Origin of the sequence: Natronospirillum sp., assembly GCF_022565775.1 — a bacterium.
Lineage (GTDB): Bacteria > Pseudomonadota > Gammaproteobacteria > Pseudomonadales > Natronospirillaceae > Natronospirillum.
The window spans coordinates 75,925-99,152 of the sequence record NZ_JAIUMC010000001.1; the positions used below are offsets into that span (position 1 = coordinate 75,925).

At 59.8% G+C, this 23,228-nt stretch carries 17 protein-coding genes; 6 read left to right on the top strand and 11 right to left on the bottom strand.

The genetic code is table 11. The features are described 5' to 3' along the window. From gcvP to LAT62_RS00350, 5 genes are all read left to right on the top strand, one after another. Window positions 1–2,928: an aminomethyl-transferring glycine dehydrogenase gene (gene gcvP / locus LAT62_RS00330; RefSeq protein ID WP_293377148.1), complete on the top strand. Its 2,928-nt coding sequence runs from the start codon at window positions 1–3 to the stop codon at window positions 2,926–2,928. Between the two features lie 185 nt (window positions 2,929–3,113). Beyond that, window positions 3,114–4,772 carry a diguanylate cyclase gene (locus LAT62_RS00335; protein ID WP_293377151.1) on the top strand — a complete coding sequence of 553 codons (1,659 nt, stop codon included), beginning with the start codon at window positions 3,114–3,116 and terminating at the stop codon, window positions 4,770–4,772. 32 nt (window positions 4,773–4,804) lie between these two features. Further along, a complete protein-coding gene (locus LAT62_RS00340; protein WP_293377154.1) occupies window positions 4,805–6,268 on the top strand; it encodes a YdiU family protein in 1,464 nt (487 codons plus the stop codon). A gap of 147 nt (window positions 6,269–6,415) precedes the next feature. Further along, on the top strand, window positions 6,416–7,006 hold the full coding sequence (locus LAT62_RS00345) for an SCO family protein (protein ID WP_293377157.1): 591 nt from the start codon (window positions 6,416–6,418) through the stop codon (window positions 7,004–7,006). Beyond that, a complete protein-coding gene (locus LAT62_RS00350; RefSeq protein WP_293377160.1) occupies window positions 7,006–7,449 on the top strand; it encodes a copper chaperone PCu(A)C in 444 nt (147 codons plus the stop codon). Before LAT62_RS00345 ends, LAT62_RS00350 begins: the two co-directional genes overlap by 1 nt. Here LAT62_RS00350 and LAT62_RS00355 read toward each other — a convergent pair. The 8 genes from LAT62_RS00355 to LAT62_RS00390 form a co-directional block, all read right to left on the bottom strand. After that, window positions 7,426–8,973, bottom strand: a complete 1,548-nt coding sequence (locus tag LAT62_RS00355; protein ID WP_293377163.1) for a methyl-accepting chemotaxis protein — start codon at window positions 8,971–8,973, stop codon at window positions 7,426–7,428. The genes LAT62_RS00350 and LAT62_RS00355 overlap by 24 nt on opposite strands. A 141-nt stretch (window positions 8,974–9,114) precedes the next feature. Next, window positions 9,115–9,555, bottom strand: a complete 441-nt coding sequence (locus tag LAT62_RS00360; protein ID WP_293377166.1) for a DUF6691 family protein — start codon at window positions 9,553–9,555, stop codon at window positions 9,115–9,117. 4 nt (window positions 9,556–9,559) lie between these two features. Then, on the bottom strand, window positions 9,560–9,997 hold the full coding sequence (locus LAT62_RS00365) for a YeeE/YedE family protein (RefSeq protein ID WP_293377169.1): 438 nt from the start codon (window positions 9,995–9,997) through the stop codon (window positions 9,560–9,562). A gap of 13 nt (window positions 9,998–10,010) precedes the next feature. Further along, on the bottom strand, window positions 10,011–10,886 hold the full coding sequence (locus tag LAT62_RS00370; protein ID WP_293377172.1) for an MBL fold metallo-hydrolase: 876 nt from the start codon (window positions 10,884–10,886) through the stop codon (window positions 10,011–10,013). A gap of 81 nt (window positions 10,887–10,967) precedes the next feature. After that, entirely contained in the window at window positions 10,968–12,671 is a 1,704-nt protein-coding gene (locus tag LAT62_RS00375; RefSeq protein ID WP_293377175.1) for a SulP family inorganic anion transporter, read from the bottom strand. Between the two features lie 9 nt (window positions 12,672–12,680). Then, on the bottom strand, window positions 12,681–13,466 hold the full coding sequence (locus tag LAT62_RS00380) for a hypothetical protein (RefSeq protein WP_293377178.1): 786 nt from the start codon (window positions 13,464–13,466) through the stop codon (window positions 12,681–12,683). Between the two features lie 159 nt (window positions 13,467–13,625). Then, window positions 13,626–15,341 carry a SulP family inorganic anion transporter gene (locus LAT62_RS00385; RefSeq protein ID WP_293377181.1) on the bottom strand — a complete coding sequence of 572 codons (1,716 nt, stop codon included), beginning with the start codon at window positions 15,339–15,341 and terminating at the stop codon, window positions 13,626–13,628. Window positions 15,342–15,346: 5 nt separating this feature from the next. Next, entirely contained in the window at window positions 15,347–16,309 is a 963-nt protein-coding gene (locus LAT62_RS00390) for a sigma 54-interacting transcriptional regulator (protein ID WP_293377184.1), read from the bottom strand. A gap of 360 nt (window positions 16,310–16,669) precedes the next feature. Between LAT62_RS00390 and LAT62_RS00395 the strand changes: the two genes are divergently transcribed. Next, complete coding sequence (locus tag LAT62_RS00395) at window positions 16,670–19,435, top strand: cation-transporting P-type ATPase (RefSeq protein WP_293377187.1); 2,766 nt, start codon at window positions 16,670–16,672, stop codon at window positions 19,433–19,435. A gap of 9 nt (window positions 19,436–19,444) precedes the next feature. Here LAT62_RS00395 and LAT62_RS00400 read toward each other — a convergent pair whose 3' ends face one another. From LAT62_RS00400 to LAT62_RS00410, 3 genes are read right to left on the bottom strand one after another with little or no spacing between them, the layout of a single operon-like run. Continuing rightward, window positions 19,445–20,980, bottom strand: coding sequence for a CoA-acylating methylmalonate-semialdehyde dehydrogenase (locus tag LAT62_RS00400; RefSeq protein WP_293377190.1), 1,536 nt, complete (start codon window positions 20,978–20,980; stop codon window positions 19,445–19,447). A gap of 26 nt (window positions 20,981–21,006) precedes the next feature. After that, entirely contained in the window at window positions 21,007–22,293 is a 1,287-nt protein-coding gene (locus LAT62_RS00405; protein WP_293377192.1) for a Xaa-Pro peptidase family protein, read from the bottom strand. Between the two features lie 49 nt (window positions 22,294–22,342). Continuing rightward, window positions 22,343–23,224: a hypothetical protein gene (locus LAT62_RS00410; protein ID WP_293377194.1), complete on the bottom strand. Its 882-nt coding sequence runs from the start codon at window positions 23,222–23,224 to the stop codon at window positions 22,343–22,345. Between the last annotated feature and the right edge of the window lie 4 nt (window positions 23,225–23,228).

The window sequence follows — 23,228 nt, forward strand, 5'->3', positions numbered from 1 at the left end:
ATGACGACCACTGCCCACCCGGATCAAGCCTTGGTTACCGCCCCGACCGAGTTTGCATTACAGCCGCTAGCGGCGCTGGCGGCAGAGCCCTTCAGCCAGCGACATATTGGCCCTGATACAGCCGCCGAGAAAGCCATGCTGGATGCACTCGGACTGGAGTCGATGGCTCAGTTGCTCACCGAGGCCATACCGTCCTCCCTGCGCATGCAACAGGCTCTGAACATGCCTGCCGGTGAAACGGAAATCGCAGCGCTAACCGACTTGCAGCGTATTGCCGGGCAGAACCAGCTCTACCGCTGTTTTATCGGCCAGGGCTACTATCCGACCCTGGTGCCTCCGGTCATCCAGCGCAATGTGCTCGAAAACCCGGCCTGGTATACCGCCTACACCCCCTATCAGCCGGAAATTTCCCAGGGCCGTCTGGAAGCGCTGCTGAACTTCCAGCAGATGGTGATGGACCTTACCGGGATGGACCTGGCTAATGCCTCATTGCTGGATGAAGCCACGGCGGCGGCTGAAGCCATGGCACTGTGCCTGCGCGCCAACCGCAAGAACAAGAGCCGCGCCTTCTTTGTCGATGCCGATGTGCACCCGCAGACACTCGATGTGCTGCGCACTCGGGCGCGTTATTTCGATATCGAACTGATCGTCGAGGACGCCGAAAAGGTAGGTGAACAGCCCATCTTTGGTGCCCTGTTCCAGTATCCCGGCTCGTCGGGCAGGGTACGTGACCTGCAACCGCTGATTGCAGCCGCGCAGGCGCAGAATGCCATGACCACCGTTGCTTCGGATCTTCTGGCTTTGCTGCTGCTGCGCTCTCCGGGAGAGCTGGGCGCCGATGTCGTCTTCGGCTCGGCCCAGCGCTTCGGTGTCCCCATGGGTTACGGTGGGCCACATGCGGCCTTCTTTGCCACTCGCGAGCCGCACAAGCGGCAGGTACCAGGGCGCATTATCGGAGTGTCCAGAGACAGTCGCGGTCATACCGCGCTGCGCATGGCCATGCAGACCCGCGAACAGCATATCCGGCGCGAAAAAGCGACGTCCAATATCTGCACGGCACAGGCTCTGCTCGCCAACATGGCCTCCTTTTACGCCGTCTGGCACGGCCCTGAAGGGCTGCGCCGGCAGGCCGAGCGCGTGCACCGCCTGACCTGCATTCTCGCCGCCGGCCTGCAACAGAAAGGCATCGAGGTGCCGATTCGCTTCTTCGATACGATCAGCTTCACCGCCGACGCTGACGTGCAGGCTCGGGCGGAAGAAAAGCAATTCAATCTGCGTCTGATTCAACGCACCGGTCAGCAGACTCGGTATGGCATCAGCCTGGATGAGACCTGCACGGCTGATGATGTACAGGCTCTGTTTGAGGTGGTACTGGGCGCCGGTCATGGACTGGAGGTCAGTCGCCTGGATGCTGATCTGGTGGCCACGCCGGGCGCGCCAGGGCTTAGTAAGCGCGAGCGCCGCACCGATGCGGTGCTGACGCACCCGGTCTTCAACCAGTATCACAGCGAAACCGAGATGATGCGCTACATCAAGCGGCTCGAAAACCGGGACTACTCGCTGGTGCACGGCATGATTCCGCTTGGCTCCTGCACTATGAAGCTGAATGCGGCGGCGGAAATGCAGCCGGTCTCCTGGCCCGAGTTCGCCCAGATCCATCCCTTTGCGCCACGTGCACAGACTCGGGGCTATCAGCAATTGCTGCTGGAACTGGAAGAACAGCTCAAGGCCATCACCGGCTATGATGCCATTTCCATGCAGCCTAATTCCGGCGCTCAGGGAGAATATGCCGGACTCCTGGCCATCCGCCGCTATCAGGAGGCGCAGGGCGAAAGCGATCGCACCATCTGCCTTATACCCGCCTCCGCACACGGCACCAATCCGGCGTCTGCGGCCATGATGGGTCTGCAAGTGGTCATTGTAGATTGCGACGACAACGGCAATGTCGATATGGCCGACCTGCGCGCCAAGGCGGAACAGGCAGGCGACAAACTGTCCGCCTGCATGATCACCTACCCCTCCACCCACGGCGTGTTTGAAGCCGGGGTGCGTGACCTGTGTGAGGTGATTCACGCACAGGGCGGTCAGGTGTATATGGACGGCGCCAATCTGAACGCCCAGGTTGGCCTGGTACAGCCGGCCGATCTGGGCTCGGATGTGTCGCACCTGAACCTGCACAAGACCTTCGCCATTCCGCATGGTGGCGGCGGTCCCGGCATGGGGCCGATCGGTGTGCGGGCTCACCTGGCACCTTATCTGCCCGGCCATCACTGCGATCAGGAGACTGTTGAAGGCGCCGTGTCTGCAGCCCCCTTCGGATCTTCCGGCATTCTGCCCATTACCTGGATGTACAACCGGATGCTGGGTCAGGGCGGACTGCAGCGCAGTACCGAGATCGCCATTCTCAGTGCCAACTATATTGCCGAGGGCCTGGCCGACCATTATCCCGTTTTGTATCGAGGCGAGCAGGGCCGCGTGGCGCACGAATGCATTATCGACCTGCGCCCGCTGAAGGCGGCCAGCGGCATTACGGAAGAAGACGTGGCCAAACGCCTCATGGACTATGGATTCCACGCGCCCACCATGTCCTTCCCGGTGCCCGGCACTCTGATGATAGAGCCGACGGAGTCGGAATCAGTGGCGGAGCTGGACCGTTTCATAGAGGCCATGCAACACATTCGCCGCGAAATCGATCAGGTCATCAATGGCGACTGGCCGGCTGATGACAATCCGCTGGTTCGGGCGCCGCATACCCAGGCTGATCTACTGGAAGACTGGAATCGCGCCTACAGTCGGGAATGCGGTGCCTTCCCCGTGCCCGGACTGAAAGACGCCAAATTCTGGCCAGCGGTCAATCGGGTCGACAACGTATTTGGCGATCGCAACCTGGTCTGCAGCTGCCCCAGCCCGGAGGCCTGGCGCGACTGAAGGTAGCCTCAGTCAGGGCCGGTACGATTTTATTGCCATCAGGAAGCGGTTTTATCGGACAAAGTCCCCTATAGTGTAGAGGTGGTTGACCGTAGTTCAGTTTCGGGTGTCATTTGACTGCATCGCACACAGGCCTGCCACAAGGGCCATTCAGTTCAGCCGGCTCCCGCTCGCGCGGGAGCCGGATGTCACGTCATTGTCAGGCTGGTAAAGTCAAGCCTGCCGCTGCCTGTGCGTGCCTGCCTCAATCCGCCCTCGCACAGGCAGCCGCCACGGAACTGCCTGACTGGTCAATCTGGCTGGCCGGGGCACTGTTCCTGATATTGATACTGCTTTATGTAGCCCTGCTGCGGACCCAGAGTCAGCGGCTGCGGCGGGAAGTGGGGCTAAAAACCCGAGAACTGAATACCCGAGAGCAACTGTTTCGCACCCTGTCTGACAAAACCAGCGCCGGCATCTTTATGGTGCGTGGAGAGTCGCTGGAGGTCGTCAATCCAGCCATGAGCCGGCTGACCGGTTACTCGGAAGAAGACTTGCTGCAGATGGAGTTCCCGCGCCTGGTGCACCCGGCCGATCGGGCGCTGGTGCGGCGGCGTGCACGCATGCGCCAGTCGGGGGACGAGGTGCCCGGCGACTACCGGTTCCGCATTGTGACGCGCGAGGGCGCAACCCGTTGGGTCGAGCTTTCAGTGGATGCGGTACCCCTGGCCGGAGAGACCGTCTCGGTCGGCACCTGCATCGACATCACTGAACACAAGGATCTGCAGCGCGACCTCGCTCTGGAGGGCCAGTTCCATCGTCTGATCGCCAATACCTCGGCTGATTTTGCCAGCGCCAGTCAGAGCAATATTGATGCCCGAATCGACCGGATGCTGGAGTTGTTCGGCCAGCATCTGGGCGCCGACCGGGCGTACCTGTTTCGCTATTCCGAAGACGGCACCTATGAGGTCAATACCCATGAATGGTGCGCGCCCGGGGTGGCTCCCGCCAAGCAAGACCTGCAACATACCGAACTGGGCTCAATTCCTTGGCTGGCCGAGCAACAGCGCGTGATGCTGGAGCAGGGACAGCCTTTTATCGTACAGGATGTGCAGGAGGCCCCGGACGAGGCGGGCAACGACAAGGAACTGCTGCTGGGGTCCGGCGTCCGCTCGCTGATGCTCATCCCGGTCAACAGCAACCCGGCTTTTACCGGGTTTTTCGGTTTCGACTCACTGCGTCCTCGGTCGTGGCCCCAGCAACTGGGCAGCCAGCTCAAGATCGTGGCCCATCTGCTGGCGGAATCGCTGGCCAGCATTGACCAGGAGGCCGCACTGACACGAGATACCCTGACCGACCCGCTGACCGGCCTGTACAATCGTCGCTACCTCAGTCTGCAGGCTCCGAAGTGGCTATCTCAGGTGCATGAAGGGTCCGGCACCTTGACCCTGGTACTCATTGACATTGATCACTTCAAACCCCTGAATGACCGCTACGGTCACTTGACGGGCGATCAAGTGCTCAAGGTGTTGGGAGAGACATTGCGCGCCGAGTCCCGGACTCAGGATGTGCTGGTGCGCTATGGCGGCGAAGAATTCCTGCTGGTGATGCATGATGTTCCCGCCCCGGAAGCCATCAGCGCGGTTGATCGTATTCTGGGCGCCATCCGTACTCAGCAGACAGATGTCGACGGGGTCAGTATGGGCATCACGGTCAGTGCCGGACTGGTCAGCAACGAAGAAATTGCCTCGACAGACGTCACCCTGGATGATCTGCTGGAAATCGCGGACCGGCGTTTGTATCAGGCCAAGTCCGCGGGCCGGGACTGTCTGGTGGCCAGCGACCCGGCACCTGTGGCACCCTGACCACCCCATTTTTCATCTTGCGGATACACGCGATGCTGAAGCTCAACTTCGACAACAGCTACATCCGACTGCCAGACCAACTGTTCAAGCGCAGCGCACCGGCGGCAGTATCTGATCCGTCGCTGATCCGGGTCAATCGGACCCTGTTTGCAGCGCTGGGGGCGACCGAAAGTGCCCTGGATGACGCTGAGTTGGCGGCTGTATTCAGTGGACAGGCGCTGTTGTCCGGGGCCGACCCCATCGCCCAGGCCTATGCCGGCCACCAGTTCGGCCAGTTTGTCCCGCAACTGGGTGACGGGCGGGCTCTGCTGCTGGGCGAAGTGATCGACCCGGAGGGGCGGCGCTTTGATATCCAGCTCAAGGGCTCGGGTCGCACGGCGTTTTCACGCGGTGGTGATGGTCTGGCGCCACTGGGGCCAGTGTTGCGCGAATATCTGGTCAGCGAAGCCATGCAGGCTCTGGGTGTTCCGACCACCCGCGCCCTGGCTGCCGTCACCACCGGCGACCGGGTCGCGCGTGAACAATGGGCGCCCGGAGCCATTCTGACTCGTGTGGCCGCCAGTCATATTCGCATCGGCACCTTCCAGTACTTTGCCGCCAGAGAAGATCACGAAGCCCTGGACGCCCTGCTGCAGCACACGCTGCAAAGACACTACCCGGAGGTGGCCGAGAGCCCGGACCCCATCCCCGCATTACTTGAAGCTGTAGCTGACCGCCAGGCCAGACTCATTGCCCACTGGATGAGCCTCGGCTTTATCCATGGGGTGATGAATACCGACAACACCACGCTCAGTGGCGAAACCATCGACTATGGCCCCTGCGCCTTCATGGAAGGCTACCGGCCCGAGCAGGTGTTCAGCTCCATCGATCAGGGTGGACGCTACGCTTATCGCAATCAGCCCGGCATAGCGCAATGGAACCTGGCGCGTCTGGCCGAAGCGCTGCTGACGCTGTCGTCCAACCCCGATAGTCAACTGGAGGACATAAGGGAGATAATTGCCGACTTCCCGCAACGTTATGAACTGCACCGGGCTGAGATTCTGAGGCGCAAACTTGGCCTTGCGTCTGCCGAGGATGATGACCTCGCGCTGGCGGATGACTGGCTGGCCCTGATGGCCGCAGACAGCACCGATTTCACCCTCAGCTGGCGCGGGCTGGCCAATCTGGCGCAAGATCCGGCAGCACTGGATGAGCTGTTTTCCGATACCGGTGCTGTCCGCACCTGGCGGGACCGTTGGCTTGCCAGGCTGCATACCGAAGGCACACCTGCAGACACGGCTGCGGCTCGTATTCAAGGCGCCAGTCCGGCTGTTATCCCGCGCAATCACCGCGTCGAAGAGGCCATTCGGGCGGCCGAAGACAACAATGACTTTTCCGTCTTCGACAAGTTGCTGGCAGCCGTGACGTCGCCTTTCGATCCCGAGGGGGAGCGGTCGCATTATGGACAGCCCGCTGCGCCTTCCGAGCGCGTCTATCAGACCTTCTGCGGCACCTGATGGCTTGACGCTGCACTGACGGGAGAGCCGCGAGGGCTGTGATACCATGCGCTCTCGCGAGGCTGCACCCCGTCGAGCACTGGAACCTTCCAGCGCCGTCCGGGTCAGACGCACGATCATCATGACTTGAGCGAGATCATTCTCACCATGAAAAAACTGTTGGTAATGGCGGCTGCGTTTTCCGCGTTTTCTCTGGTCTTCATCTACTTCATTCTTCCGGCCTATATGCCAGAGCCGGAGCCGGAACGGGATTTCAGTGCCGTGGGCGGTGATTTTCAGTTGGAAACTCTGGACGGCCCCATCAGTCGCGACGATTTTGCCGGCCAGGCCGTGATGCTGTTTTTCGGTTTCACCCATTGCCCGGACTATTGCCTGGCCAGCCTGGCCACCAAGCGCCAGGTGCTGGCGGAACTGAGTGACGAAGAACTGGAGCGGGTCAGCGGGCTGTTTGTCAGTGTGGATCCGGATCGGGACGATCTGGAAACACTGGCCGAATACACCGACTTCTTCCACCCGCGTATTGTGGGTGCCACCAGCAGCAAGTCTGTCATTGACGAGATGACCGGCAAGTTCTTTGCTACCTATTATTTTGTCGACACGCCTGACTCGGATCTCGAGTACCTGGTCGAGCACACGACACGCACCTATTTGCTGGGCCCGGATGGTCAGGTGGCGGATATTTTCAGCTATGATGACCCCTATACCGCCATTCTGGCTCGCATAAGGCAACTGATCTGATGTTCATGCGCAAACTGATGCCTGCATTGCTGGCTTGCCTGTTGTTGACCAGCCCGCCGCTGATGGCAGACCAGGCAGCCTCTGTCGAAGTCGAAGACCCCTGGTTGCGTGCCGGGCCAACTGTGCAGCGCAACCTGGCTGGATATCTCACGCTGCACAATCGCAGTGACGAACCGGTGGCCGTGGTGGGTTTCGAAACAGACCTCGCTGCGTCTTCAGAGTTGCATACGATGAGCATTGGAGAGGATGGCATGATGTCGATGCAGCGCATCCTCGCCATCGAGATACCCCCTCAGGGCAGTCACGCACTGGCCCCGGGTGGCGACCATCTGATGCTGGTCAACCTGAAAAACCCACTGGAGCCGGGTGCCGAATACGAAATCACGCTGACCTTCTCAGACGGCTCTCGCAAAACCCTGTTATTTGAGGCTCGTCGGCCTTGAGGCCTTGAACAGACCGATCGTGGCTTCCAGTGATTCGAATCCGGCCTCCAGTTCGGTCAGCAGTTTGCGATTGGCCTGGCGGATCTCGGATTGCTGCTGCATTGCGTCGACAATCTGATCAACCTGACCACTGATCTCTCCGGCCACCTGACTCTGCTCTTCGGCGGCTACGGCGATCTGCTGGTTGATGTCATTGATGGCCTCGATGGCTGCCTGTATGCCCTGCATGGTTGATTGCAGGACCCCGGACTGGGACACTGTAAGCGTTGCCTTCTCCTGGCTGTCCTGCATGGCCTTCGAGGCCTCACTGGCACCGCTGAGCAAGCGCTCCATGATGGCGCCTGTGGCATGGGTAGACTCCTGCGTGCGCTGTGACAGCTGACGCACCTCGTCTGCCACCACGGCAAATCCGCGCCCCTGCTCGCCAGCCCGCGCCGCCTCGATGGCAGCATTCAGCGCCAGCAGATTGGTCTGTTCGGCAATTCCCTCGATATCGCTGACTGCCTTGCTGACTGCACCGCAGTCTTCCACCAGCTGCTGTACCACTTTGTCCGTGCCAGTAAGTGCCGTCGCCAAGTGCTGTATGGTCTGACTGGTTTCATCCATCTTTCCACCCAGGTTCTGCCATGATTCGCTGGCTTCACTGGCCCGGCTCGCCGCCTCCTGGGTCTGATTGGCAACCTGGCGGAATGACTGATCCATGTCCCGGACAGACGACTCGATCTGCTGAACTCGATCATTGACATCGTCAGAGTGGGCGCTGGCACCCGCGGTATTATCGCGCAGTGATTCCAGCTGCTGACGTGATTGTCCGGAATTCTCGGATATCCTGCTGACAGCTTGATCAATGGCACGAAACGTCCGATGCAGACGTTCCAGAATCGGATTACCCTGACTTCCCGACAATACTGACAGGTCAATCGAACCGTCTCCGTGCAACATGTGCCCGGTCAGGTTTACAACCCCCCGCGCCAACTCCATCAGTGGTCGGCCGATCATCACCAGGATGACCAGAAACACGGTCTGGAGAACCACATAAAAGGCATGAAACATGACAATGGGCAGAGAATGTTCGCCCTGCGGGAAGAGCAGCACCGGGTAACCTGCTGATTGCAGGAAATGCATCACCAGATGTAGAACAGCTGCCGTGGCAGCCGCCGCGATCAGCGGCAGTATGCGGAAATAGACCAGCAGAATGGCCAGCATCGCAAAATAGCCGAAGTGGGCTTCTATCATGCCACCCAGCAAATGCACCTGCAGGGACACCTGCGCCATCAACAGCACAGCGATGCCGTTCGGCGAAAGGACAGGATGGCGCAGCGCCTCGGACAGTACCAGCATCAGGCCGGCGATCAGGCTGCCCAGCACCAGGGCCAGCATGCCCTGGTTGCCAATCCACCCGTATACCAGCGTCAGCACCCACATCAGCAAAACAACGGCCGACATCAGTCTGTGTGCTGCTGAGTCATAGTTGCTCAGTATTGCTTCCAGTCTGGCCCGGGAGAGCCCGAATAGATTTGTCATCCTGAATGCCTCAATGCCGCCTGCCGAGCGCCCTCTACAGCAAGGAAAGAGCCCTTGACAGACTAGTCCAAAAAACCGATACGTTGATTATAGTCGGCTTTCCGGACAATAACTTGAGACCGTGTATCCGGAATCAGGCCGTCAAGCCACCGCCATGGCCGGTCGGTTGAGCACCCAGCGGGTAGCAAAAGTACCTGCCAGATATGCCACCACTATGGTCACTATGTCCATGTTGGCGAAGCTCAGCGAGGTCAGCAGCGGGCCGGGACAGTAACCGGCCAGACCCCAGCCGACTCCGAACAGTACACCGCCGCCCACCAAACGTGCATCGATGTCGCTGCGGGTGGGTATCTGGAAGAACTCCGTAAACAACGGCTTCTGCTGCCTGAGAATGAACGGGGTGGCAATGGCATTCACCAGCAACCCACCGCCCATGACAAAGGCCAGCGACGGATCCCAGGTGCCAAAGAGGTCCAGAAAGTTCACGACCTTGGCCGGGTCGATCATTTGTGCCACGGACAGACCGAAGCCGAACAGTACGCCTGCCGCGAGCGCCGCAAGCAGTCTTGGTAAATTGCTCATGGGGTCAGCCTCCGATCACATGGCGAACGATGAAAACAGTCACAATGGCGCTGGCCATGAAGCTCAGGGTCGCCACCAGTGAACGCGGACTGCGTCGGGCCAGACCGCAGATACCGTGGCCACTGGTGCATCCGGCTCCGATGGTGGTTCCGATACCGACCAGCAGACCGGCGATGATCAGCAGGGGCGTATCCACCACGGCCTCGATATGGCTGACACCGGCGCCGAGACCGACCCACTGATAGATGAAGCCGCCCAGAATCAGGCCGACCACAAAGACAATGCGCCAGTCCATGTCACCCCTGGCCGGGTAGATAATGCCACCGGCGATACCGGAAATCCCCGCTACACGGCCCTTGGCCCACAGCAACAGCGCGGCCGAGAGCCCGATAAGAGCCCCGCCTACAAAAGCGGGAATGGGTGTAAAGTTCACGATTTCCATCAGCAGTGCCCCCTCAGGCTGTCTGGATATTCAGCGGTATCTTCAGATAACGCTTGCCGTTGCTTTCCTGAGCCGGCAGATGTCCGGCATCGATGTTCACCAGGATGCTTTGATAAATCAGCTTCGGTGCGGCCAGTGTCTTGTCCTTGCCTTCCCGGAACTGCACGAACTCGTCTTCCGTGGTGTCGGCACGCAACTGGATATTGCTCGCCTTTTCCTCGCCAATGGTACTTTCATAGGCAACTTCGCGACCCCCTGGCTGATAGTCATGACCGACAAACACTCTGGTGTCATCCGGCAGGCTGTATAGATTCTCGACCACGCCCTTGTACAGGGTTTTGGCGTCACCGGCCGGGAAATCACAGCGTCCGGTCCCGAAATCCGGCATGAACAGCGCATCACCGGTGAAAACGGCATCCTCGATCAGGAACGAGGCACAGGCGGGAGTATGCCCGGGTGTCGGCAGCGCCTTGATGGTCAGGCTGCCGGCTTTCAGTTCTTCAAAATCCTCGATCAGATAGTCGAACTGATGGCCATCGGTGACAAAGGCCTCACCCAGATTGTAGACCCCCTTGAAGACTTCCTGCACACCGCGAATACGCTCACTGATGGCGACCTTGACGCTCGGGAAGTCATCCCGGAACAACTGGCTGGAACTCAGGTGATCGGCATGGGCATGGGTCTCCAGCACATAGTGCAGGGTCAGGTCGTTGGCCTGGATGTAGTCCACCACTTGCTGATAGGACTCGTCAGAGACCTTGCTGCCAATGGGGTTGTAGTCCAGTACCGGGTCGATCACGACCGCATCGCGGGTGGTCGGATCGGACACGACATAGGTCAGTGTGTTGGTTGCTTCATCGTAGAAGGTCTTGATATCGATGTTGCTCATGATGCTCTCTCCATCCCCTGATTGGGGCAATTAAGTGCGTTGTACGCTATGTTAACCATTATATTAGTTTTATCTAATATTTCAAGCTGATGTTGTATTTTCTGCCGCCTGCATCGCTTCATCAGTGGTCAGGTAGAAGTGGTCCGCGCCAAGCTTCTGCACGAAGCCGCTGCGCTCCATGACATCGCGCACCGGGCCCTTCACGTTGGCCACGAAAAGGTCGACACCGCGCCGGCGATAGTCATCCAGCAGCTCATGCAGCGCGGTGTCTGCCGACGAGTCCAACTGGTTGATGGACGATGCATCCAGCACCACCGCCTGCAGCGGCGTATTCATCTGCTGTTCCGCTGCGCGAATGGTCTCTTTCAGAAAGGACACATTGCCGTAGTAGAACTGGGCATCAAAGCGGATGGCCAGCACGCCGGGGGTGGTTTCCGCATCCGGCACGCGCTTCAGGTTCCGATAGACCCGAGTCCCCGGTACTCGCCCCAGAATGGCATAGTGGGGGCGTGTCGTGCGGACGACGAACCAAACCATGGAGGCACCCACGGCCACAAAGATACCGACCTTGACGCCCAGGATCAGGGTGGCGAAGAACGCAATCCCCAGCATGGTCAGGTCGTCCCGCTTGACCTGCCACAGATGTTTCACCTCGTGCGTGTCGATCAGGCCAGCCACTGCAACCATGATTACCGCGGCCAGCGCTGCTGTGGGGATGTAATAGAACAGCGGTGTGGCCAAAAGCAACGCAAGGCCGATCAGCACCGCGGTAATGATGGAAGCAAGACCCGTGTTGGCCCCGGCATTGCGGTTGACTGCCGTTCGGCTGAAGCCCCCGGTGACCGGCATGGCCTTGAAAAATGCAGCCCCTATGTTGGCCAGACCCAGACCGACAAGCTCACGGTTGGGATCTACATCATATCGCTTTTCGGCAGCGATCTTCTTGGCCACCGCTATGCTCTCCACGAAACCGATAAAGGCGATGGTGATGGCAATGGGCAGAAGATCCATCATGTCCGCCGTATTGACCGACGGCGCCGACAGTTCGGGGAATCCGGCCGGCACAGACCCGACGATATGAACACCATGGTGTTCGTCGAGCCCCAGCAGCCAGACTGCAAGCGTGGCAATCACCACCACAATCATGGCCCCCGGTAACAGCGGGTTCAGGCGCTTGAGCAGCAGCAGACCGGCGACACCGCCAAGGCCAATACTCAAGGTGGCAATGTTGATGTCGGCCCACTGGGTGGCAGCCGCCCAGGCCAGCACGGCAATGTTTTCAGTTCTCGGCAATGACAGACCGATCAGATGCTGCAGTTGACTGAAACCGATAATCAATGCAGCCGCACTGGTAAAGCCGGAAATCACCGGATGGGACAGAAAGTTGGTCAGGAAGCCAAGACGAAAGATGCCCATGCCGAACTGAATCACCCCCACCATCAGCGCCAGCAGCACAGCCAACGCGATGTAATGGGCAGACCCCACCTCGGCCAGCGCGCCGACGCCGCTGGCCACCAGCAGTGCCACCATCGCCACCGGTCCGACCGCCAGTTGGCGGGAGGTGCCGAAGAGAGCATAGATGATCAGCGGGATCACCGAGGCATAAAGCCCCACATAGGGTGGCAGACCGGCCAGCATGGCGTAGGACATGGCCTGCGGAATCAGCATCATGGCCACGGTAATGCCGGCAACAAGGTCGCCGCGCAGATCCTGGCGCTGATACCCCGGCAACCAGGTCAGAGCCGGTATCCAGTACTTGATGCGTGTTGTCAGAGGGGTAGACATGTCATGGCCTCACAGAGTCAGATGTTCAACAGGCAGCTGAGCGGCCAAAACCGAAAGCGTCAAATCCGCAGCCTTGTCATGGTCGCTGGCGATGCGCTCGGCCGATTCGGACGAGAAAGTCGTCCAGCCGCATTGCTGCAGTTCGGCTACAAAGCGGCGAATCAGTTCATGTTTTAGAGGCCGATGACAGAAAAACTGATCGGGTGCGTCTGTCAGAGGCGTTGTTTCATTGAGCGGCCTCGACGTCTGGCGATCGATCACCACAACCCCCGACTCGGCATGGTCGCCCTGCAGAATGTCAAAGACGACACCGGCTTGGCCGGCAAACCAGAGTCTGAGTACAACACGGAGGGCTGACTCCACCAGAGCGGCGCTCATCGCATAGGCGCTGGATTGGGTCAGCAGCAGACGCAGGTGACCGCACCCCTGATAGTCGGCCTGACTGGCCAGTTCGATGAACGAGCGCTGCTGTGACTGGCTGAGGGAGCCCGGTGTCGTCTCAGACGGCAGACCCATACGCGCTATGATGGCGTTCATGGCGTGGGTGTCGGAGTGCAGATATACCGGGCCAATACGATCTGCAAACAGTGTCAGTGCCTCGGACACGGCTGCATCGGAGAGCATCCGATCACTCTGCACCTGATACTCGTTCAGTACTGCCAGAATTACGCCGAGGCTACCTCCGACCGCACTGAAACGATGGCCTGCGGTTCTGCCGTCAACGCAGGTACAGGGTACCTGGCGGATAATCTGCTCTGTGGCCACCCAGTCAAGGGACTGCGGGGAAAGTGGCATGTGGTGGTCTCCTGATCGCGAAAAAATGCGCTTGCAGGAACCTAATCAAACCTCATGCCAACTTTATTTCGCTCTATTTATCAATGGGTTATGAGCTCCCACCGGACGTCATCACCCGATGATGTTTAATTATGTTGCAACAAGGTTGCAAGTGGTCAGTCACGCTGTCGTGCCTTCAGCCCACTCTCGTGCCGCCTGCACCGCATCCTCGGTGCTGATGAAAAAACGCTGTTCACCCAGTGCCGCGACAAAGCCACTGCGGACCATCACGTCTCGGACCGGCCCCTTGACGTTGGCCAGAAAGAGACCGATACCTCGGGACCGATAGTCTCGGAGCAGTTCATGCAGCATGACATCGGCCGAGTAATCGAGCTGGTTGACTGCGGCCGCATCCAGCACGACCGCGCGCACCGGTGTCGCCTGCTCGACCTCGAGGCGGCGCAGCGTATCCCTCAAAAAGGCCACATTGCCGAAGTAGAACTGGGCGTCGAAGCGCACGATCAGCACGCCGGGATAGGTTACAACCTCGGGATAGCGATCGATATTGCGATAAGCCGCGCTGTCCGGCAGGCGGCCCATCACCGCATAGTGTGGCCGCGTCGTACGCACCACAAACCACAGCAGAGAGGCCACAATGGCCAGCAGAATACCGGTTTGCACACCCAACAACAGGGTGCCACCGAAGGCAATGGCCCACATGACCAGATCATCCCGCCGCACGCGCCACAGGCGTCCGACAATTCGAAAATCGAGCAGACCCGCCACCGCGACCATGATGACCGCCGCCAGCGCTGCGGTGGGTATGAAGTGCAGCAGAGAGGTTCCGGCCAGCAACACAGCGGCGATCATGCCGGCAGTAATGATACCGGCCAGCCCGGTGCGGGCTCCGGCCCGGGTATTGACCGCCGAGCGGCTGAAACTCCCTGTCACCGGCATGGCCTGACTGAGCGCCGCGCCCATATTGGCAACTCCCAGGGCGACCAGTTCTCGGTCGGGGCTGACATCATAGCCGTGCTCGTTGGCGATGCGCCGGGCCACGGCAATGCTTTCGACCAGTCCGATCAGGGCAATGGTCAGCGCGATCGGCACGAGATCTACCACCAGACTCCATTCAACGACTGGAAAAGCCGGTGTCGGCAAGCCTGACGGCACCACGCCCACAATGTCGACCCCAGCCTGACTGTCGAGACGCAGCAACCAGACCACCAGGGTGGCCACTGCAACCCCCAGCAAGGGGCCTGGTATCAGTGGGTTCAGCCAGCGCAACACCACCAGCAAGCCGATACTGCCGGCCCCGATGAGCAGGGCGACCGGGTTCAACGCCTGCCACTGCTGCAGTGTCATCCAGATCAGTGCCAGCAGATTGTCGGTGCGCGGCAGATCAACACCGATCAGGTGCTGCAACTGACTGAACCCGATGATCAGGGCCGCCGCACTGGTAAACCCGGAAATCACCGGCTGCGACAAAAAGTTGGCCAGATAACCCAGGCGGGCCAGGCCCATCAGCAATTCGATGATCCCCACCATCAGCGCCAACATGACCGCCAGCGCCAGATACTGGCTGGCACTGCCATCCGCCAGCACCGCCAGACCACTGGCCACCAGCAGGGCCTGCAGCGCCGTCGGGCCTACGGCCAACTCGCGCGAGGTACCAAACACGGCATACAGCAACAGCGGAACAACCGAGGCATACAGGCCGACATAGGGCGGGAGACCGGCAAGCAGCGCATAGGACATGGCCTGTGGTATCAGCATCATGGCCACGGTTACGCCTGCCAGCACATCGCCGCGAAGATAATTTTTTTGATAACCGGGCAGCCATTGGAAAACAGGCATCCAGTGGCGCAGTCGTTGAAGCAGGTCTGAAGTGGACATAACCTTCAATCAAGCCCGAGCGTCTTCATGCGCCGCCAGAGCGTGGCGCGGGAAATGCCCATGGCCTCGGCTACAGCCTGACGACGCCCGGAAAAGCGCTGCAGCAACGCCAGAATCTGCTCACGCTCGGACGCTTTTACGGGCGACCAGGCTTCGTCCGGCGGTGCTTCACCGCGCAGCTCGGGCGGCAGGTCAGCCAGTTGTATCGTCTTGCCCTCGCCAATGGCGTGGGCATAAGTCATGACATTGTCCAGTTCGCGCACATTGCCGGGCCAATGGTAGCTGAGCAGCGTCTGCCAGGCATCATCGGACAGGGCTTCCACGGTTCGCTCTTCGCGCTTGTTGAGTTGTTCCAGCCGATCTCGGATCAGCATGGCCACATCACCGGTCCGCTCGCGCAAAGGTGGGAGATAGAGGGGTACCACCCGGATCCGGTACATCAGGTCTTCGCGAAAGCGGCCCTCAGCGACACGGCTGCGCAGCGATTCGTGCGTGGCTGAAATCAGCCGGATATCCGTATGGATCACATCGCTGGAACCCAGAGGGGTAAAGCACCGGTCCTGCAAAACGCGCAGCAAGCCGGCCTGAATATCCAGCGGCATCTCGGCGATTTCGTCCAGAAACAGGGTGCCGCCATCGGTCAGTTGCAACAGACCGGTGCGGTCATGATTGGCCCCGGTAAAAGCGCCCCGCCGATGACCGAACAGCTCCGATGCCATCAGTTCCCGTGACAGAGCGGCACAGTTGATAGCGTGAAACGGTCGGCTGGCACGTCGGGAGCGGTCATGAATATGGCGGGCTACCAGCTCCTTGCCCGAGCCGGTGGGCCCACGCACCAATATCGAGGCCTCGGTGCGCGCCACCCGTTCAGCGGTGGTCATGAAGGCGCGCATGCTGTCCGCCACGGTCAGCAATTGCCCGTAGGCAGTGGGCTGCGGTGCGTCGGGGTCACGGACGGGTTGACTCATGACACAACACTGCCAGCGCTGTTCGGTCGGCGAAGATAGGCCAAACTGAACGCCACAATTGCAATTGGCGCCAGCAGCGCACTCATCAGGATGGCGACATTGAGTTCTTCGCGGTTGCAGACGGCTGCGTTCGTTTGTCCGTACATGGCAGGCAACTCTCCAATCACTATGGTCTGCCGGATAACCCGACAACAGGCCGAGCCTGATGACCCATGTTACTGTGTTGACGAAGCGGTTGTCACAGGAGAAATAACGAGCTGTTCATTGCTCCCGGTCAAGTTCATCTGCCTTCAATCTGCTAAGCTAGTGCCCCGACTGAGACCAGAAAATTCAAATTTCAAGGATCAAGGCACAAATCCCATGGATCACCTGCCAAAAGAACTCTGGCACAACCTGGCGGAGGAAGACGCTCTCGCCGCGCTCAAAACCGACCATCACGAGGGTCTTTCAAATCAGGAAGTTGAAGAGCGACGGCGCCTGTTCGGCGAGAACAGCATCAGTGCACAGCAGGGGATACATCCGCTCAAACGTTTTTTGCTGCAGTTTCACAACCCGCTGATCTATATCCTGTTGGTCGCAGTCGTGGTGACGTTTCTACTGGCCGAATACATTGATTCGGCAGTGATTCTGGCCGTGGTTCTGGCCAATGCGGTGATCGGCTATGTGCAGGAAGCCAAAGCCGAAGAGGCCATCAATTCGCTGAAGTCCATGCTGTCGTCGGAAGCCACGGTGGTTCGTGACGGCGAGCGGCAGACGATAGCGGCCACAGAACTGGTGCCGGGTGACATCGTGCTGCTCGGCTCGGGTGACAAGGTGCCGGCCGACATGCGACTGTTCAAGTGTCGGGATCTGCAGATCGACGAATCGGCGCTGACCGGTGAGTCGGTCGCCGTGCAGAAGGCGCGCACCGAACTGGAAGAAGACACGGTGCTGGCCGATCGCATCAATATGGCCTTTGCCGGCACCCTGGCCACTTACGGCAGTGGCTCCGGCGTAGTGATCGCGACCGGTGATGATACAGAGACCGGCAAGATCGCTGACATGATCTCGCAGGCCGTCAGCCTGGACACACCGCTGACCCAGAAGATCAAGGCCTTCAGCCGTATCCTGCTGATTGTGATTCTGGCACTGGCAGCTGTCACCTTCGGTGTTGGCCTGCTCCACGGACAGGCGTGGATTGATACCTTCATGGCCGCTGTGGCGCTGTCGGTGGCCGCCATTCCGGAAGGCCTGCCCGCGGTCGTGACCATCACTCTGGCCATCGGCGTGCGCCGCATGGCGCTGCGCAACGCCATCATTCGCAAGCTGCCAGCGGTCGAGACACTGGGCTCTACCACCATTATCTGCTCAGACAAGACCGGCACGCTCACTGAAAACCAGATGACGGTGCAGAAAATTCATGCCGGAGGCACAACACTGGACGTGACCGGCAGCGGTTACCAGCCTGAAGGGGCGCTGCGCGAAGAGGGCAAAGACACGAATATCGGCACGCAAGACCTGCCGGAGGCCGTTCACCTGTGCCTGCTCAATGGCCTGCTGTGCAACGACTCCAATCTGCACCAGGAAGAGGGGCAATGGCAGGTCGAGGGTGATCCGACCGAAGGCGCCCTGCTCACCTCGGCCCAGAAAGCCGGCCTGGAGCGCGCTGAACTGACCCGGACCCACAAACGCCTGGACACCATTCCGTTCGAGTCGGACCGCCAGTACATGGCGACGTTGCATGAACAGGACAACGAAGCACCTGTCATCCTGATCAAGGGCTCTCTGGAGCAGATTCTGGCACGCTGTCAGGATGCCATCGGTGCAGACGGCGAACCAGTCGAACTGGACAGTGATGGCATCACGAAAACCGCGGAGCAGTTTGCCGAAATGGGCCTGCGCGTGCTGGCCTTTGCCCGCAAAACCGTGGACGTTGATACCAAAGACCTCAAGGCATTCGAGAGCACGGAAAGTGAACGCCAGCTCACCTTCCTGGGTCTGCAGGCGATGATCGACCCGCCGCGTGCAGAGGCCATACAGGCGGTGGCGACCTGCCAGAAAGCGGGTATCGCGGTGAAAATGATCACCGGTGATCACGCCCTGACGGCACGCGCTATCGCCGAGCAGATCGGTATCGGCAAAGCGGGAGACGCTGCCGGGACGCAGGAGGTGCGGACCGGTCAGCAGTTGACCCAACTGTCAGACCACGAACTACTCGACGCTGCAGAGAATGTCTCGGTGTTTGCCCGTGTGGCTCCGGAGCAGAAGCTCAAGCTGGTCACCGCCCTGCAGGCCCGACGCCATGTGGTCGCCATGACGGGTGACGGTGTCAATGATGCGCCAGCCCTGAAAAAAGCAGACATCGGCGTGGCCATGGGCATTGCCGGCACCGAGGTGTCCAAGGAGGCCGCCGACATGGTGCTGACCGATGACAACTTCGCCACCATCGAAGCCGCGGTCGAGGAAGGCCGCACCGTGTTCGATAATCTGGTCAAGTTCATCACCTGGATTCTGCCCACCAATCTTGGCCAGGGACTGGTCATCATGGTGGCCATCCTGATCGGCGCCACCCTGCCGGTGCTGCCGGTGCAGGCGCTCTGGCTCAACATGACCACGGCCATTTTCCTTGGCTTGATGTTGGCCTTCGAGCCGCGCGAAGCCGGCATCATGACACGCATGCCCAGAGCGCCGGACTCACCGATTCTGAGCGCCGAAATGATCGGCCGCATCGTGTCCGTCAGCACCCTGCTGCTGATCGGCGCCTTTGGTCTGTTCCAGTGGGCCCAGATGCAGGGCGAGAGCGACGAGGTGGCCCGCACTCTGGCGGTGACGCTGTTTGTTGTGGTGCAGAGCGTCTTCCTGCTCAACTGCCGCTCGCTGTCGGTAAGCCTGTTTCGCACACCGGTGTTCTCCAATCCGTGGATCTGGGCCGGCATAGCCACCATGCTGCTGGTGCAGCTGGCTTATATCTACACACCAGTGATGAACACCCTGTTCCAGAGTGCACCGCTGACGCTGAATCACTGGGGCCTGATGCTGGGCTATGGTGTGCTGGTAATGCTGCTGGTGGAGGCAGAAAAAGCACTCTGGCGACGCCGACAGAAGGACATGAGTCCGCTTGGGATATCGTCGTCGCCAGGCGCTTGAAGGGCTTCCTCAGGACGGAAAGGAGAACTGGGCGCTGACCACGGCAGAGCCGGGCCAGCGCTGGGAAATGGCTTTCCTGCGGGTATAGAAGCGGACTGCGTCGGGGCCATAGGCGTGGAGATCACCAAACAGCGAGGATTTCCAGCCGCCGAAACTGTGGCTAGCGACCGGCACCGGCAAGGGCACATTGATGCCCACCATGCCCACCTCGATACTGTCGGCAAACTGTCGGGCAGCTGCGCCATCGCGCGTGAATATGCAGGTACCGTTGCCATAGGCGTGACTGTCGATCAGGGCGATCGCGGCGTCCAGTGACTCGACTCGGACCACGCACAGCACCGGGCCGAAAATTTCATCCTGCCAGATCGACATGTCTGGGGTGACTCGGTCAAACAGGCTGGCACCGAGAAAATAACCTTCACTCTCTGTGCCCAGGGGATGATCACGCCCGTCCACCAACAGTTCAGCCCCATCGACGACGCCGGATTCCAGGTAACCGGCAACGCGTTCCCGGTGTCCGCGATTGATCAGCGCGCCCATGTCATTGCCCGGTTGCAATCCCGGCCCGATACGCAAATCACGAGCTCGGTCAGCGATTCTCACTATCAGTTCATCCGCTACCGCATCACCGACACAGACGGCCACCGAGATGGCCATGCAGCGCTCGCCGGCACTGCCATAAGCGGCGCCGAGCAGTGCTTCTACCGCATTATCGATATCGGCATCCGGCATGACAACGGCATGGTTCTTGGCGCCACCAAGCGCCTGGACCCGCTTGCCGTGGCGAGTGCCACCTTCATAAATGGCGCGGGCCACCGGTGTCGAACCGACAAAGCTGAGCGCCTTGACCTCGGGGGCCGCTATCAGCACCTCAACGGCCTCACGGTCACCCTGCAGAACATTGAACACACCGGCCGGAAGTCCGGCTTCATGCAGCAGTTCCGCCATGCGGATACTGGCCGAAGGCACCTGCTCCGAAGGCTTCAGAATAAAGGTGTTACCACAGGCCAGTGCCATGGGGAACATCCACAGCGGCACCATGGCCGGGAAGTTGAAGGGCGTGATTCCGGCGACCACGCCTACCGACTGGAGGTTGGACCAGGTGTCGATGCCCGGGCCCGCATCATGGGAATACTCCCCTTTCAGCAGTTCCTGTACACCGCAGGCGTAATCCACATTTTCTATGCCACGCTTCAATTCACCGCGCGCATCTTCGATGGTCTTGCCATGCTCCTCGCTGATCAGGCTGCAGATGATTTCCGCGTCTCTCTCCAGCAGTTGCTTGAAGCGGAACATGATCTGTGCGCGTTTGGCCGGCGGTGTTGCCCGCCAGGCTGGCAAGGCATCCTGAGCCGCCATGATCGCCCGCTCGCTGACTGATCGATCAGCCAGGATCACTTTGCGAATTTCGTGCCCCAGCGCCGGATCTTCTACTGGCAGATAGCAGTCTCCCGAGACCAGCGGTTCTCCGGCAATAAAGTGTGGCACCAGAACCAGTTGGTGATGGTGCGATTCAGTTTTGTCTTCAGCTTCTGACAGGGTCATGATGTTCTCCTTGTGCAGGAATCCCTTCAGGCCTGCTTGAGCAGTGCCTCGTTGAATGGGTAGCGTGACAGTCTGGCGATGCCGGTGTCGGTCACCAGGACCTCCTCTTCCAGTTTGACACCATCTGCCGCACCCACTTCTCCGATGTAACTCTCTACCGAAACCACCATGCCGGGCTCCAGAATGCCGTTTTTGGAGAACCGTTCAAAATCCATGTGATGGGCCACCAGCGGTGTTTCACCATGCATGCCCACGCCATGAATAATGGACGGATAGCGACGATCCAGAAAACGCTCGGGGATTTTCCAGGCCTGCTCGGCGATCTCGAGGTAGCTGATCCCCGGGCGCAGAATCGACATGTTGTGATGCACCTGGTCATAAGCCATCTGGTACAGCGACTGCTGATAGGCGGTTGGCTTGCCCGGACCTACATGGAAGGTACGCGAGAAGTCGGAATAGTAGCCATGGCACCCTATGGTGTCGGTGTCCAGCGCCACCAGCTCGCCGGGGCGCAGCACCCGGTCGCTGGCTTCGTTGAACCAGGGGTTGGTGCGCGGGCCGGAGTTGAGCAAACGAGTCTCGATGAATTCACCACCCTGCCGGATGACTTCGCCATAAAGAATCGCGAACAGCTCGTTTTCGGTCACCCCGGGACGAATGGCCTCTTCGACATTGGCGACTGCCGCTTCACTGGCCGCCATGGACTGCGCCAGACAGGCAATTTCTTCGTTGGTCTTGATGCGCCGGCAGTGCAGGGTGTCCTGCATGCAGTCGAACACTTCAAGGCCCTGGGCTTCCAGCGAACGGGCCAGATTCAGGGTGCAGCGGTCCAGACCGACCTTGAGCCGACCATTATCACCCGTGTGCTTGCGGACCAGTTCGGCAATTTCGACGCCAAAAGGATCACTGGACAGATTGTCCCGCTGGTTGACCGCAGACCAGACCACCTTGGAGGTGCGAGCTTCGTCAATGGTCTCCAGCCAGGTGGACACATGGGCGCTGCCCGGGTATTCGAAAAGAATGACCGGCCCGCTTTGCGGCACATAAATATAGCGTGTCGAGTTGCGCAGAAAATAGCCGAACATGTTACGTGAGCCGGTGGCGTAGCGCTGGTTGTTGGGGTCGAACAGCACTACAGCTGCGTAGTCCTGCTCCTTCATCATGTCGCGCAGACGTTTCAGCCGGCCGCCCCGCAATTGCACGGGATCAAAGGCGGTCGGTATGGAATCTCCGTTGCTTACCGGGGCAGAGGGAATGACCGGGATGTAATCCGGCTCCTGATCTGACAGGGGTTCGAACTCGACAATACTCACTCTGTTTCTCCAACTCTGTTAATCAAATTCTGCTGGGCCGACCTGCCGATCAATCTTCAAGTCGGTCGCTGCGTGACATGCCCTCGGCCAGCAGCTTTTCATGAATCGGAGCCATGCGACCGAAAATGCGCTTGGCACGCTCGGGGCGGCCAATGAAACCGGGCTCCTTGGCATAGGCAAAAATGACGGTATGGCGCTCGCGCGCGCCTGAGACTGGGGTCACCCGATGCAGTGAATAGCGTCCGAAGAAGATCTGCAGGTCGCCCGGCTGCAGGTCGATCTTGCGCACCTGGGAATGATCACCATCCAGTACCTTTTCAACGCCAGAGAAGTTTTCACCCTCGGGGCTGCGAATGCCGGGCGCGTATTCGAATCGCCCGCCGCCTTCTGACTGGCGCGTCATCATGGTGACGATGAATTCGTTGGTGTCGTAATGCCAGGGGTGCTGACACCCTTCGCGCAGTACATTGACCACCAGCCCGGCCAACGGGTCGGCATACTCGTGGATTTCTTCCAGTTCGACAACGGCGGCTATGAAGCGCTGGAAATCAGAGCTTTCGTAGACCTGACGAATGATTGTCTCTGAGTTGATCCGGTCACCCGCGACAAATCCGTTGGTACGGTCGGCAAACCGGTTCTTCGGGTGATTGGTGGGCAGACTGGGGTCCGGGTCACCATTGTACGGGTTGGTCTCGGTCTGATTGTAGTGCGCATCCGGAGACAGTCGCTCTGTCTCTGCTTCCAGTCGCGCCAGCGCCTCGGTGGGCACGAACTGGTCCAGCACAACACAACCATCGTCTTCAAGCTGCTTGCGGCAATGCCTGACCAGGGCCTGACCCTCGTCACTATCGAGTTTGTCGATGGGGTAGCGCTCCAGATCAAGCAGCCCTGTCAGCGGGCTTTCACCTTCTTTTGTTTTTGAAGCTTGCATGAAT